Annotated in this window: 12 protein-coding genes; 3 read left to right on the top strand and 9 right to left on the bottom strand. The window is 70.1% G+C overall.

Annotated elements, in window-relative coordinates; all coding sequences use genetic code 11:
• Positions 1-12 precede the first annotated feature (12 nt).
• Positions 13-957, top strand: coding sequence for a D-alanine--D-alanine ligase family protein (locus ACQEU6_RS29370; RefSeq protein WP_499340378.1), 945 nt, complete (start codon positions 13-15; stop codon positions 955-957).
• A gap of 217 nt (positions 958-1,174) precedes the next feature.
• On the opposite strand, the gene ACQEU6_RS29365 is transcribed toward ACQEU6_RS29370, so the two are convergent.
• The 4 genes from ACQEU6_RS29365 to rsmG form a co-directional block, all read right to left on the bottom strand.
• Positions 1,175-1,396: a winged helix-turn-helix transcriptional regulator gene (locus ACQEU6_RS29365; RefSeq protein ID WP_499336286.1), complete on the bottom strand. Its 222-nt coding sequence runs from the start codon at positions 1,394-1,396 to the stop codon at positions 1,175-1,177.
• A 2,980-nt stretch (positions 1,397-4,376) separates the two neighbouring features.
• Positions 4,377-5,369 carry a ParB/RepB/Spo0J family partition protein gene (locus tag ACQEU6_RS29360; RefSeq protein ID WP_499336285.1) on the bottom strand — a complete coding sequence of 331 codons (993 nt, stop codon included), beginning with the start codon at positions 5,367-5,369 and terminating at the stop codon, positions 4,377-4,379.
• Positions 5,366-6,181, bottom strand: a complete 816-nt coding sequence (locus ACQEU6_RS29355) for a ParA family protein (protein WP_499340376.1) — start codon at positions 6,179-6,181, stop codon at positions 5,366-5,368. Before ACQEU6_RS29355 ends, ACQEU6_RS29360 begins: the two co-directional genes overlap by 4 nt.
• Before the next feature lie 341 nt (positions 6,182-6,522).
• The gene (gene rsmG, locus ACQEU6_RS29350; RefSeq protein ID WP_499336284.1) at positions 6,523-7,200 is read right to left on the bottom strand and encodes a 16S rRNA (guanine(527)-N(7))-methyltransferase RsmG; all 678 of its coding nucleotides are present in this window, start codon (positions 7,198-7,200) and stop codon (positions 6,523-6,525) included.
• Positions 7,201-7,386: 186 nt separating this feature from the next.
• On the opposite strand from rsmG, the gene ACQEU6_RS29345 reads away from it, so the two are divergent.
• On the top strand, positions 7,387-7,845 hold the full coding sequence (locus tag ACQEU6_RS29345; RefSeq protein ID WP_499336283.1) for a DUF6458 family protein: 459 nt from the start codon (positions 7,387-7,389) through the stop codon (positions 7,843-7,845).
• A 171-nt stretch (positions 7,846-8,016) separates the two neighbouring features.
• On the opposite strand, the gene ACQEU6_RS29340 is transcribed toward ACQEU6_RS29345, so the two are convergent.
• Genes ACQEU6_RS29340 through rpmH form a run of 5 tightly spaced genes read right to left on the bottom strand, consistent with a single transcriptional unit; the run spans position 8,017 to position 10,414 of the window.
• The gene (locus tag ACQEU6_RS29340) at positions 8,017-8,502 is read right to left on the bottom strand and encodes a Jag family protein (protein WP_499336282.1); all 486 of its coding nucleotides are present in this window, start codon (positions 8,500-8,502) and stop codon (positions 8,017-8,019) included.
• Positions 8,503-8,539: 37 nt separating this feature from the next.
• Positions 8,540-9,538 (bottom strand): membrane protein insertase YidC, encoded by a 999-nt coding sequence (yidC, locus tag ACQEU6_RS29335; RefSeq protein WP_499336281.1) that lies wholly within the window; start codon positions 9,536-9,538, stop codon positions 8,540-8,542.
• Positions 9,531-9,899 carry a membrane protein insertion efficiency factor YidD gene (yidD, locus tag ACQEU6_RS29330; RefSeq protein ID WP_499336280.1) on the bottom strand — a complete coding sequence of 123 codons (369 nt, stop codon included), beginning with the start codon at positions 9,897-9,899 and terminating at the stop codon, positions 9,531-9,533. Before yidD ends, yidC begins: the two co-directional genes overlap by 8 nt.
• Positions 9,896-10,264: a ribonuclease P protein component gene (gene rnpA / locus ACQEU6_RS29325; protein ID WP_499336279.1), complete on the bottom strand. Its 369-nt coding sequence runs from the start codon at positions 10,262-10,264 to the stop codon at positions 9,896-9,898. Before rnpA ends, yidD begins: the two co-directional genes overlap by 4 nt.
• A gap of 12 nt (positions 10,265-10,276) precedes the next feature.
• On the bottom strand, positions 10,277-10,414 hold the full coding sequence (rpmH, locus tag ACQEU6_RS29320; RefSeq protein WP_151542862.1) for a 50S ribosomal protein L34: 138 nt from the start codon (positions 10,412-10,414) through the stop codon (positions 10,277-10,279).
• A gap of 600 nt (positions 10,415-11,014) precedes the next feature.
• Between rpmH and dnaA the strand changes: the two genes are divergently transcribed.
• Positions 11,015-13,120, top strand: a complete 2,106-nt coding sequence (gene dnaA, locus ACQEU6_RS29315) for a chromosomal replication initiator protein DnaA (protein ID WP_499336278.1) — start codon at positions 11,015-11,017, stop codon at positions 13,118-13,120.
• The last annotated feature ends 2 nt before the right edge of the window (positions 13,121-13,122 follow it).

The raw sequence follows: 13,122 nt of genomic DNA, 5'->3' as shown, positions 1-13,122 counted from the left end.
GAAACGAGGGGCATCTTGGAACTCGGGCATGTCGTCGTCCTGGCCGGGGGGCTCTCCTACGAGCGGGAGGTCTCGCTCCGCTCCGGCCGGCGCGTCGCCGACGCGCTGCGCGCCCGCGACATCCCGGTCGAACTCCGCGACGCCGACGCGACGCTCCTGGACTCCCTGACCGACGACCCGCCGGACGTCGTCTTCCCCGTCCTGCACGGCGCGGCGGGGGAGGACGGCTCCATCCGCGACGTCCTCGAACTGCTGGGCGTCCCCTACGTCGGCGCCCGCCCGGACGCGTGTCGCGTCGTCTGGGACAAGCCGACCGCGAAGTCCGTCGTGCGACGCGCGGGCCTGCGGACGCCCGACTCCGTCGCCCTGCCCAAGGAGGTCTTCCACGACCTCGGCGCGGCGTCCGTCCTCGACCAGATCGTCCGCGGTCTCGGCCTCCCCCTGTTCGTGAAGCCGACCCGCGGCGGCTCGGCCCTCGGCGCCTCCGTCGTCCACGAGGCGTCCGACCTGTCGGCCGCCATGGTCGGCTGCTTCGCCTACGGCGACACCGCCCTCGTCGAGCGCTACATCGACGGCACCGAGGTCGCGGTCAGCGTCATCGATCTCGACGGCGCCCCGACCGCCCTGCCCGCCGTCGAGATCGTCGCCCCCGGCGGCCGGTACGACTACACGGCCCGCTACGACGCCGGCGACACCGAGTTCGTCACCCCCGCCCGCCTCACCCCCGAGGCGACCGCCCGCGCCGCCGCGACCGCCATCACCGCCCACCGCGCCCTGGGCCTGCGCGACCTCTCCCGCACCGACCTCATCGTCTCCCCCGACGGCGAGGTCCACTTCCTGGAGGTCAACGTCGCCCCCGGCATGACGGAGACCAGCCTCCTCCCCCGAGCCGTCAGCGTCGCCGATCTGGACCTTGGCGAAGTCTGCGAATCCCTCCTCCAGGCCCACCTCCGCTGACCTCCTCGCAGCCCGCCCGCTTCCACGAGACGGCACCCCGAGGCCACTGACACCGGCCGGCCACAGCAACGCACCGCGATCAACCGCGGTGCGTTGCTGGGCGTCCACCACCGTCGGCCCGCGTTTCGCGCCGTCCGACGTCTTCCAGGAGGCGGCGACCGTCAGCCTCTGTGTTCGAGATCGTGGGGGCCTGGGCGGCGACGCCATGTCGCTCGCGTCAGTCGGTGAGCTCCAGCAGCGAGTTGGGGAGTTCCTGGGCCATCTCCGTCACCGTGTACTCCGCCCTGGGCAGAACGCCCGTATGGACGGTGCGCACGAGCAAGCCATCCCACTCCAACTTGAGCGCGAGCATGCGCCTGCTGATTCCACTGATCGCACGCTCCACCTCCGCGAACCGGACCGACCATGCGCGGCGGCCGCCAGGATGCCGATGCTCCACTTCCCGGAGACGTTCTGACCGAGCAGCCCGGCGATCGTCACCGGATTAGGGAACTGTCGCGAAGCCACGCAGTAATTGAGCGTTGAGTCCGACCGATGCTGCGGCGTGCGTGCGTCGGGGTTGGTTGACCCGCGCGGTGTTGTTCCCCCTGGGGCCCGAATCTGGCCCTGACCGACCTCCGCTGGGGGCGCAGCTCCGGTATGTGCGAGGGGTGCGCTGTTTCACGTGAAACGAGGGCGGGGCAGCCCGCGAGCGGGGGCACTTGAGCGCCGGGTGTGGACAATGCCGTGCGGCACCCGTTCGGGGTCACGGAGGAGGGAAGGCCGGAACCGGGGGGCTGTCTACGGTCCTCACTGGCCCGCGGCGCCGAGCCCTGCACGGGGCTTCTGGACCGCGTCCGCGCTTCGAGCGGTAAAGAGCGGATCGACGGATCGTCTTGGGTTTCGATTCGATTCTTTGCCTGCGGCCGCGCAACCTTGCGGAAGCTGCGTCTTGGGAAGAAGGCTCCGCGCACTCGCGAGGTGAACGCCTCCGCCTACCGGCCACTGGGGGGCTTCTGGTGATTCCTTGACCGCCGATGCCTCCATAAGGCGCTCGAACGCAAGGAGACGCACGAGCGCGGGTCGAGGCGAGTCCAGGGCCATGCCCGTGTCTTGATCGCCAGGATGCAGAACTGGGGCCGTCCGGGGGCTACCCGAGGGCGGGGTGCCGCGCTCCACGCGGGCGGCGATCTCTGCTTACCCGGCAGACTCCGCGACGCATGTGGGCCTTTGAGGTGATTGATGCGCCGGGTGGGTCCGCCCTTGAGGCGACGGCGTGCCGCTCACCCAGGGCGGGCGACCCCGGGTTTCCAGGGGCCCAAGTTCACATCGACCGCCGCCGATTCCCAAGCAGCCCAGGATCGGAAAGGACAGGCCCGGCTACCCGACTTCCTCGTCGCCCACGGGCGGGCCGCACGCGATTCCCACATCACGGCGGGGGAGGTCATGCGTCGACCTGCTCCCAAACCGCGGAGCTCACTCCTGACGGTTTCACGTGAAACTTGCCCTGCGCCTCGCCTCGACAGTCCAGGGGCGTTCATCTTCAGCCGTCTCCGGGCCCACTCCTCGATGGCTGAACGTCTTCGCAGCCCCCGCACAAGTGGGTGCCACGATCCTCGGGCGTGACCGGCCACGCCAGCGTTGATGCCGGCGGTCGTCCCACCGCGTCCATCCTCGCCCGACGCGTCGGCCCCCATTTGCCCGCCTCCTACCGATTAGCCGGGGGGGTGAACCTGGCGGATCGACCGCGCCACCCCGGCTGGCACGAGCGACGCAAGGCCGGTCAACTCGCCTCGTGCTCGCTCACCGAAGCCCTACCGGTGGCTAACGCGACCGGCCGTCCGGTAGGCCCTGAGATCGGATCCGAGGCGGATGAGGTTCATGGCATAGGCGAGCTCGCAGTCTGCGCGATGGCTGTCCGCAGCGGCCGGGCGGGTGCCCCACACGTGGATTCCGTAGAGGCGTGTTTCCCGTGAAACCGTCCGTCTGGTGGTCTGGGCGCTGCCCAGAGACGGCTGCCTCTGGGACGGGCAGTTCAGTTCCTCGCCATCGAACCGTGGCGCATGACGCAGCCAGCAGCGCGACGGGCGACCTCCCGCGCTAGCGTGGCGAAGACGTTTCCACGGTGCGTCGCAATGATCACAGCGCGGAAGAGATCGTCATCGTCGCGGCCCGTCCTACGCCGCTGAGCTCCACCTCCCGAATTCACCCCGGGGCCGACAGGACGGTCGATCGCGGCAACCACCGCTGGCTCTGCGGAGAGCAGGCATGTGAGACGAGTTGGCCAGCCGCACGTCGCTCGTGCCAACCGGGCGGCGCGGTCGCCGCGCCAGAGTCGCCCCCGGCCAATCGGGAGAAGGTCGGGCAAAGGAACCACCGCGCGGGCGAGATGGACGCGGCGAGGCATCCGTCCGTGTCAATGCCAGCGTGGCCGGCCCTGCCCGAGGTTCATCGCAACCTGTGTGCGCGGGTTCCGCAAAGACGTTCAGCCATCGAGGAGCGAGCGGGCCTGGTCGCGTTTCCCGTGGTGCTACCAAGGGTCTGAGCGCACGGTGCAGTCAGGTAGGCCACGGTCAGCCAGCGCACGCTCGGCCGACCCGTACTCGGCGAACGGCAAGAACCCCTCAGCCGACGGGGCCCCTCCCACCACGTGACGCCACGGAACCCCATCCGCATCGGGTAGGAGTACACCCGCGGCCGCCCACCCCTGACCTGACCGTTGGATCACGGCATTTGGGCGACCTAGAAGGGACCGAGCCCGTTGGCGTGACGGCGGACGATCGGGCAGCAGAGCGGCCCGGAGACGGCTGAAGAAGGCCCGAGTTCCGTTGACGTAGTAGGTGGTGTCGGCAGCGCGGCGCCCCGGGGGGCGGCCTAGGCGGGTGCGAGCCGCTTCCCTTGGGGGCGAGGCGGCGGACGGGGGCCGGCGCCCGTCGATGGGCTCGTTCTCAGCTCGGGAGAGGGTGTCCAAGCAAAGACAACTGCGTGGGGGAGGCCCGGGGCGGCTGAGGATCTTCGCGGCTTGATCGGTGGATGCCGGCCGGGCCGCGATGCCGACTCCCCACCTCGCCGCATCGGCGGATTGGCGGATTGGCGGATTGGTGGCAAGTCGGGCGGCTGTGGCAGCCGCGTCCGTCCAAGCGGGGAAGGCTGGCTGCGCCGGTATCAACCCCGACCCGGCAGACCCGCCGGAGATACATCGGATCCAGACCGGTTCGGAGGCGTCCGGCAATCTGCGAGCGAGGCTCGGAGACGGCCGAGGGCGCCTGTGCCGGAGTCGGTGCTGGGCACCGACTCCGGCCTTGCCGCAGCGGCGTGTTCCGGCGCCTCTTCTTTTGAGGGTGGTTTCTTGGCGGGGATGTTTCACGGGAAACGTTGGGCGGAGATGCGAAGCGCCCCGGAGCCTTTTGCGGGTCCGGGGCGCTGCAGTGGGCGGGTGTCTAGGAGTCGTCTGCTCCGTTGCCGTCGGGGGCCATGGACTTGATGATGCGGTCCAGGTCCTCCAGGGTGGCGAACTCGACGACGATCTTGCCCTTGTTGCGGCCCATGTCGACGCGGACCCTGGTCTCGTAGCGGTCGGAGAGGCGGTCGGCCAGTTCCTTGAGGCCGGGAGCCACCGGCTTCGCACGGCGGCCCTGGCGCGGCGCCTTCGGCTCGTCCTCCACCTCGCGGAGCGCGATCATCTCTTCCAGCGCGCGGACGGAGAGGCCCTCCTGGACGATCCGCTGCGCCAGGTGCTCCTGCGCCTCGACGCTGTCGAGGGAGAGCAGGGCGCGGGCGTGGCCGGCGGACAGCACTCCCGCGGCGACGCGGCGCTGGACGGCGGGCGGCAGGTTCAGCAGGCGGAGCGTGTTGGTGATGTGCGGGCGCGACCGGCCGATCCGGGTGGCGAGCTGCTCGTGGGTGGCGCCGAAGTCCTGCAGCAGCTGCTGGTACGCGGCCGCCTCCTCCAGCGGGTTGAGCTGCTGCCGGTGGAGGTTCTCCATGAGCGCGTCACGGAGCAGGTCGTTGTCGCCGGTGTCGCGGACGATCGCCGGGATGACGTCCAGCCCGGCCATCTGGGACGCGCGCCAGCGGCGCTCGCCCATGATGAGTTCGTAGTCGTGCTCCTCCGAGGAGGACCTACGGACGACGATCGGCTGGAGCAGCCCGACGATGCCGATGGACTCGGCGAGCTCCTCCAGGGCCTGGTCGTCGAAGTGCTCCCGCGGCTGGCGCGGGTTGACCGTGATGGAGCGGACGGGCAGTTCCGCGAAATGAGCTCCGGCGACCGGTTCGAGCCCCGGTGCGGGAGCGGCCGCGCCGTCCGAGACGGGGCCGCCGGGGTAGCCCGGCTCTCCCGCGCCGTTCGGCTCGGCGGACGTCGGCGGGGGCGGGGCGGTGGGAATGAGGGCACCGAGGCCCCTGCCCAGACCGCGTCGCTGCTGGCTCACTGGACAGCTCCTCCGTGGGCCATCTCCGAGGCGGCCTCGCTGTAGGCGAGAGCGCCGCTCGAACCGGGGTCGTAGGTCATGACGGACTGCCCGTAGCTGGGCGCTTCGGACACCCGGACGCTGCGGGGGATCACCGTGTTGAGGACGACGTCGCCGAAGTGGCTCCGGACGTCCTCGGCGACCTGCGCGGCGAGGCGGGTTCGGGCGTCGTACATCGTCAGCAGGATGGTCGACACCCTGAGTTTCTGGTTGAGGTGCGCCTTCACGAGGTCGACGGTGCGGATGAGCTGGCCGAGGCCCTCCAGCGCGTAGTACTCGCACTGGATCGGGATGAGCAGCTCGTCGCCGCCGACGAGGGCGTTCACGGTGAGCAGGCCGAGCGACGGCGGGCAGTCGATCAGGACGTAGTCGAACTTCTCGATGTCGTAGGCGTCCAGCGCGCGCTGGAGACGCGACTCGCGGGCCACCTTCGAGACGAGTTCGATCTCCGCGCCCGCCAGGTTGAGCGTGGCCGGCGCGCAGAAGAGGTTGGGGATGTCCGGCGCCGGGACGATGATGTCGGCCAGCGCCATGTCCTCGATCAGCACGTCGTAGATCGACGGGACCTCGGCGTGGTGCTCGACGCCGAGGGCGGTGGACGCGTTGCCCTGCGGGTCGAGGTCGACCACCAGCACCTGCGCGCCGTGCATGGCGAGGGAGGCGGCGATGTTCACCGAAGTGGTGGTCTTGCCGACGCCTCCCTTCTGGTTGGCGATGGTGATGACCCGGCACCGGTCGGGCCGAGGCCACTCCCGTTCCCTGCGGCCCGCCATCGCCTTGAGCGCGGTGACGGCTGTTTCATGTGAAACCTTGGCGTCCCGCAGCGCCTCTCGCACGAGTTCTGACTCCCCCTGAGTTGGTCCGGTGCGCGAGCCCGGCGGCTGCGCCCCGGCGTTCGTCGGCACGTAGCCGACGTTCTCCGCCGTACCGGACGTCGTGTTACCCCACATCGCGTGCCCGGAGGGTGCGGCGCCCGATGCTCCCGGGTCCGGCCGCGTCCCACCGGAGGCGGGCGCCGGGGCGCCCTCGTCCGCGCCGGACCCGCCCGGGCCGGACGGCTGTTCGTCGGGGGATTCGTCGGCGCGGTCAGGCCTGCCCAGTCCTGGTCCCGTGCTCATGAAGACCTCTTCCTCGACCCTTTGGCGCGCCGGGGGGCGCGCTGCCGTCGCCCGACAACCTCACCTCGGCCGGCGACCACACGGACGAGTGTTGTCGGCGGGTCGACCATACCGCGCCCGACTTGCAGCAGTTCCGTCGAGCGCACCCCGAAGCGCTCCAGGACCGGCTCCGCCTCCTCCAGTTCGACCGCGGCCCGCTCGCCCTTGAGCGCGAGGAGCTCGCCGCCCGGACGCAGCAGCGGCAGCGCCCACCTGGCCAGGCGTTCGAGGGGCGCGACGGCGCGTGCCGTGGCGACGTCCGCCGCGAACTCCTCCGTCACGTCCTCGGCGCGGGCCCGCCGGACCTCGACGTTCCGCAGGCCGAGCAGCTCGACGCACTCGTTCAGGAACGTCGTGCGCCGCAGCAACGGCTCCAGCAGGGTGACCCGCAGGTCGGGCCGGACGATGGCCAGGACGACGCCGGGGAGCCCCGCGCCCGAGCCGATGTCGACGACCTGGGCGTCCTTGGGTATCGCCGACGAGACCACCGCGCAGTTGATCAGATGGCGTTCCCAGAGCCGGTCGGCCTCGCGCGGCCCGATGAGCCCGCGTTCGACCCCGGCCTCGGCGAGGAACGCCGCATAGCGCTCCGCGGTCGGCAGCGCGTCACCGAAAACTTCACGTGCAGTCCCCACCGAACGAATCGTTCCACAAAACCCGGCGGGCCCGTGCACGCGAAACGTTCCCGTGGACATCGGGACGCCGGGGTGGGACGACCCTTGCGTTATGGCGAGAACCACATGACCCCGCCGCATATTCGCCGAGGGACGGGGACAGGCTGCCGTGTCGCCCGTCCGTCCCCCCGGAAGGAGCTCCGACACATGGGAATCGGAGTCAGTCTGGCATTCATCGCCCTCGGGGCGATCCTGGCTTTCGCCATCCGCGTCGACCTCAGCGGCCTCGACATCCACATGGTCGGATGGATCCTGATCCTGGTCGGTCTGATCAGCATGGGGTTCACCCTCAGGTACACCCGGCCGCGCCGCGCCGCCGGACGTGTGGCCGGGGCCGACCCCGCCTACGGAGACGAGCCGGGGACGGTGGTCCGCGAGGAGCACATCATCGAGGACCCGCCGCCGCCCGGCGGCCGTCCCGCCGAGCGGGTCGAACGCGTGGTCGAGCACCCGTCGGATCGAGGGGTCACGCACAGCCACCCCCAGGATCCGGCGTACGCGCAGGACCCCGCGAACGCCCAGGACCCGGGAGCGCAGAACACCACGTCGCTCGACGCCGGTGACGGCGTCCCGCGCCGCCGCTGGCGCCGGACCGCACGGCGGTAGCACCGAGGACCTGCTCGGTGTGCCAGGGCGGCGGTGCACACCGAGCTCCCCAGGGCCCCGCGCCGGCCAGGGCGCGGGGCCCTCTCATGCCCGAGGAGAGCGCCGGTCCCGCACCGGAAAGGCAACGGCCCCGACCGGGGATCCGGTCGGGGCCGTGTGAAGCCGTCAGGGTCAGGCGGAGGAGACGACCACGTAGCGGTCGGGCTCCTCGCCCTCGGACTCGCTGCGGAGGCCCGCGGCGGCGACGGCGTCGTGGACGATCTTGCGCTCGAACGGGGTCATCGGGGCGAGGGGCTTCGGCTCACCGGACTGCTTGACCTCGTTCGCCACGTCCGTCCCGAGCTTGGTCAGCTCGGCGCGGCGGCGCTCGCGGTACCCGCCGATGTCCAGCATGAGGCGGGTGCGGTTGCCGGTCTGGCGGTGGACGGCGAGCCGGGTGAGCTCCTGGAGCGCCTCCAGCACCTCGCCGCGCTTGCCGACCAGCTCGTCCAGGGAACCTCCGACGACGGCGACCATGGCGCGCTCGCCCTCGACGTCCATGTCGATGTCGCCGTCGTAGTCACCGATGTCCAGCAGGCCCTCGATGTAGTCGGCGGCGATCTCGCCTTCCTGTTCGAGCGCCTGGACGTCGACCTCGGTGGTGTCGGTCTGGCTCAACGGGGTCTCCTTCTCCGGCACGTGCTCGGGGTCCAAACTAGCGCTTCTGGGTACCGCTGCGCTTGCTGCGCGACTTGCGGGTCGGCTGGTTGCGCACGACCTTCGGCTTGTCCTCGGGCTCGGGGGCCGGCTCCGGCTCCTTCTTCAGTCTGGCCTTGATGCCGGACGAGGGCGCCTGGCCGTTCTTGGACGCACCCGTCTTGGAGTCGGAGGGTTTCGAGCCGGCGGTCTTGGTTCCCGTCTTGGCCCCGGCGGTCGCCGCGGCGCCGTCCGTGCCGGGCGGTGGGTACCGCTTGTAGATGTAGTGCTGCTGCGCCAGGGTCCAGCTGTTGGACGTCACCCAGTACATGAGGACGCCCAGCGGGAAGCCGAGGCCGAAGAGGCCGAACAGCGGCGCCAGGAAGACCATCATCTTCTGGGCCTGCATCATCGGGTTGGCCTCGTCCGCGACGGGCTGCCGCTTCATGCTGGCCCGGACGGTGAAGAACGTCGTGACGGAGCTGATCACCACGGCGATGCCGGTGATGATGATCGCCGTCCAGCTCTTGGGGTCGGTGCCCCAGGCGTTCAGGAACGTGTCCGGGATGTGGGCGCCGAAGATGTTCGCGTTCTGCGCGCTCGACACCAGGTCGGACGAGACGGCGAAGACGCTCTGCCCCGGCTTGGCGTCCGAGATCCGCTTCAGCGTCTGGAACAGCCCGATGAAGATGGGCATCTGCACCAGGAGCGGCAGGCAGCCCGACAGCGGGTTGGCGCCGTTCTCCTGGTAGAGCTTCATGACCTCCTGGTTGAGGCGCTGCTTGTCGTTCTTGTACTTCTTGCGCAGCGCCTGAACCTTCGGGTTCAGCTCCTGCATCTTGCGCGAAGCGTGGATCTGCTTCACGAACAGGGGGACGAGGAGCAGCCGCAGGAGGACGGTGAGGAGGATGATCGATCCACCCCACGCCCATCCGCTGTCCTTGGGAACGACCGTACTGAGCCCCGCGTGGATCCACACGATGAGCTGAGAGACGATCTCGTACAACCAATCAAGCACCGGGCAGCTCCTTGGGCTCTGCTGGGGCGGGACCGCTCTCCTCGCGGCCGGAGTTCGAGGAAGCCGCCGCGCGCTGTCCCGGCGTCTTCTTCGGCGGTACCGGGTCGTGACCGCCGGGGTGGAAGGGCTGGCACCGCGCGATACGGCGGATGATCAGCCACGTGCCGCGCGGCGCCCCGTGCACCTGGAGGGCCTCCAGGCCGTACGCGCTGCAGCTGGGGTGGAAGCGGCACTGCTGTCCGAGCAGGGGACTCAAGAAGCGGCGGTAGGCGCGGACGAGAAGGATCAGCACGGCCGCGACGGGACCAGGCCGGCCCGTCCTGTGCTGCGCGGGGAACACGGTCCCCTGCGAACTTCTCATCTCCGCCCCTTGGACGCGGGCCGCAGCAGCCGGTCGAGCGCCGACTCCAGATCCGCGGCCAGTTCGTCTGGGCGCGCCACCCCCGCGCGGGGGTTGGCGCGCACTACGAGCAGGCTACCCGCTGGGAGGCGGTCGAGGTGCGGGTGCACCAGGTGGCGGAGCCGGCGCCGGGTCGTGTTGCGGACCACGGCGTTGCCGACGGTGCGCGCCACGATGAACCCGACCAGGGGCTGCGCCGCCTCTGGCCGGTCCTCCTCCGCGCGCAGCAGGTGCACGACGACGTTAGGCCGTCCGGCGCGGCGACCGCGCCGGACGGCCAACGAGAAGTCGTCCCGCCGCCGCATCCGGTTTCCGGACGGCAGCACTTGGGGGGTGGCTCAGACCGCGACGCGGGCGCGGCCCTTGCCGCGCCGGCTCGACAGGATCGCGCGGCCAGCGCGCGTGCGCATGCGCAGCCGGAAGCCGTGCTTCTTGTGGCGGCGACGGTTGTTCGGCTGGAAGGTACGCTTGCTCACTTGAGGCTCCAGTGCTGCGGTCGGTTCGTCTGAGGACTTGAAGCTCGAAGGCTCGCACCGAGGGCCGCGTCCGGTCCCCCGCAGCGGGGGCCCACCCGAGCTGACCTGAGGGGCTGCCGGCGGGCACGCGCAATCTCCGTCGATGCGACTCGACCTCAGAACGTTACGGGGTATTCAGGGGGCCGGTCAAACGGAGGCGGCCGCCGCGTGGGCCCGGGAGGCTCCGGCAGGCGGGCGGGATCGTTGGTGACCGTGTTGCGGCTGCGTCCGGCAGGGGTTAAGGTCGACGTGGCGAGCCGACACTTCCTTCGTCGAATCCGATGTCGGCGTTCAGCCCTCAAGCCCCCGTTCGAGAACCATCCCGTACCGGCCTCCATGAAGGTCGGCCCCTTGTCGACCGCGTATCCCTGCACCCGCCTCGCGGGTTTTACACAGGGTCCTCCATGCCTATGCACAGCATGTGGACAACTCTGTGGACAACTCGTGAGAGAGTAAGTCTTCCGCGTCGCAGCAGTGTCCTGTGAGGCGTGTGACATCCCGCGGGAGAGCCGGGCAGTCAGGTACTCCGTTCGGCGGAGTTGTGGGGAGGGGACCTTGCGCATGGACGGTCAGGATCTCGGATCGGTCTGGGCCCGCACCCTCACCGCGCTGTCCGAGAGCGATCTGTCGCCGAGTTACCGCGCATGGCTTCCCATGGTCCGCCCGCTGGCGCTCGTGGAGGGGACGGCACTGCTCGCCGCGCCCAACGAGTTCGCGAAGGACGCCCTGGAAACACGCCTGCGCAACCTCATTACGCAGGCCCTTTCCCATGAGCTGGGCAGGGAGATCCGCGTCGCGGTGACCGTCCAGCCCGAGCCGCCAGGCGGTGCGCGCCCGAGCGCGGGCGAGCCCCTTTCCGCGCCGATTCCGGGGCCGGGCGTAGGGCTCGGTATGCACGAGCCCACTCCTTCTTATGGGGAGCCCTACGGGGAGCGGACGCACGACGAGCGCGACCGGGATCGAGACCGTTCCTATACGGAGCAGCCCTACGGGGAGCAGCCCTACGGGGAGCAGCCCTACGGGGAGCAGCCGTACGGAGACCAGTCGTCCTATGCGGAACGTCCCGACCGCCCCTATCCGGAACAGCCGTACACAGACCAGGGATACCGGCCGCAGTCGGGAGTTACCCACAACCCCGGTTCGCCCGGAGGTTATCCACAGGCTCAGGACGACGATCGTGGATCGTACCCGCCTGCTCCGCGTCCGCCGGCGTACGGCGCGGGCCCGGGCGGGCGTGGCCCGGCGCCCTACGAGGGCCGCGGCTACCCGAGCTACGGGGGGCAGGAAGGCTACGGCGGCGAACCTCCAGGGCGCCCGCCGCACTCTCACCTCAACGACCGCACGCTCGGCCCGCTGCGCTCCGGCGGCCGCCCAGAGGCCCAAGGCCGCGAGCAGCAGCGAGCTGGGAACGAGCCCCCGCTCGGGCACGCGGACGACAAGTTCCAGAACGGTGAGCAGCCCTACCCGGGGGCCGAACAGCCTTATTCAAGCGGTGAGCAGTCCTACAGGGGTGAAAGCGTCTTCCGGGACGAGGAGAGTTCGGACTCCAGGGGTCCTGGGGCCGATCCCCGCGGCCCTGCGTCCGACCCACGCGCGCCCGCCCCGGCACAGCAGTCTGGTGCGTCCGAGCATGCGCGACTGAACCCGAAGTACACCTTCGAGACGTTCGTCATCGGCTCGTCGAACAGGTTCGCGCACGCCGCTGCCGTCGCGGTGGCCGAACAGCCGGCCAAGGCGTACAACCCGCTGTTCGTCTACGGCGACTCGGGCCTGGGGAAAACCCACCTGCTGCACGCCATCGGCCACTACGCGCAGAGCCTCTTCAACGGGGCGCGCGTCCGCTACGTGAGCTCCGAGGAGTTCACGAACGACTTCATCAACTCGATCCGCGACGGCAAGGCGGACGGGTTCCGCCGCCGCTACCGGGATGTGGACATCCTCCTCGTCGACGACATCCAGTTCCTTGAGGGCAAGGAGCAGACGCAGGAGGAGTTCTTCCACACGTTCAACACGCTCCACAACGCCAGCAAGCAGATCGTGATCTCCAGCGACCGCCCGCCCAAGGAGCTGGTCACGCTGGAGGACCGGCTGCGCAACCGGTTCGAGTGGGGCCTGACGACCGACGTCCAGCCGCCCGAGCTGGAGACGCGGATCGCGATCCTGCAGAAGAAGGCCCGGCAGGAGGGCCTCGCCGCGCCGCCCGACGTGCTGGAGTTCATCGCCTCGCAGATCGCGACGAACATCCGCGAGCTGGAGGGCGCGCTGATCCGGGTCACGGCGTTCGCGAGCCTGAACCGGCAGTCGGTCGACATGAAGCTCGCCGAGATCGTCCTGAAGGACCTCATCCCCAACGACTCCGGCCCCGAGATCACCGCCGCGATGATCATGGCGCAGACGGTCGAGTACTTCGGGACCACGATCGACGACCTGTGCGGCCCGTCCCGCTCGCGGATGCTCGTCACCGCCCGGCAGATCGCGATGTACCTGTGCCGGGAGCTGACCGAGTTGTCCCTTCCGAAGATCGGTCAGCAGTTCGGCGGGCGCGACCACACCACGGTCATGCACGCCGAACGCAAGATCCGGTCGCTGATGGCCGAGCGCCGCGCCATATACAACCAGGTCACGGAGCTGACGGGGCGCATCAAGCACCAGGCACGCAAGCGCTGATC

Source organism: Spirillospora sp. CA-108201, assembly GCF_050936235.1.
Lineage (GTDB): Bacteria > Actinomycetota > Actinomycetes > Streptosporangiales > Streptosporangiaceae > Spirillospora.
The sequence above is the reverse complement of the archived record's forward strand: the minus strand, read 5'-3'. Positions and strand labels throughout refer to the sequence as shown.

Coding starts and splice junctions, on each gene's coding strand:
- ACQEU6_RS29355 (WP_499340376.1), bottom strand. CDS start 6,181: ATGGCGGGCCGCAGGGAACGGGAGTGGCCTCGGCCCGACCGGTGCCGG.
- dnaA (WP_499336278.1), top strand. CDS start 11,015: ATGGACGGTCAGGATCTCGGATCGGTCTGGGCCCGCACCCTCACCGCG.
- yidD (WP_499336280.1), bottom strand. CDS start 9,899: ATGAGAAGTTCGCAGGGGACCGTGTTCCCCGCGCAGCACAGGACGGGC.
- ACQEU6_RS29345 (WP_499336283.1), top strand. CDS start 7,387: ATGGGAATCGGAGTCAGTCTGGCATTCATCGCCCTCGGGGCGATCCTG.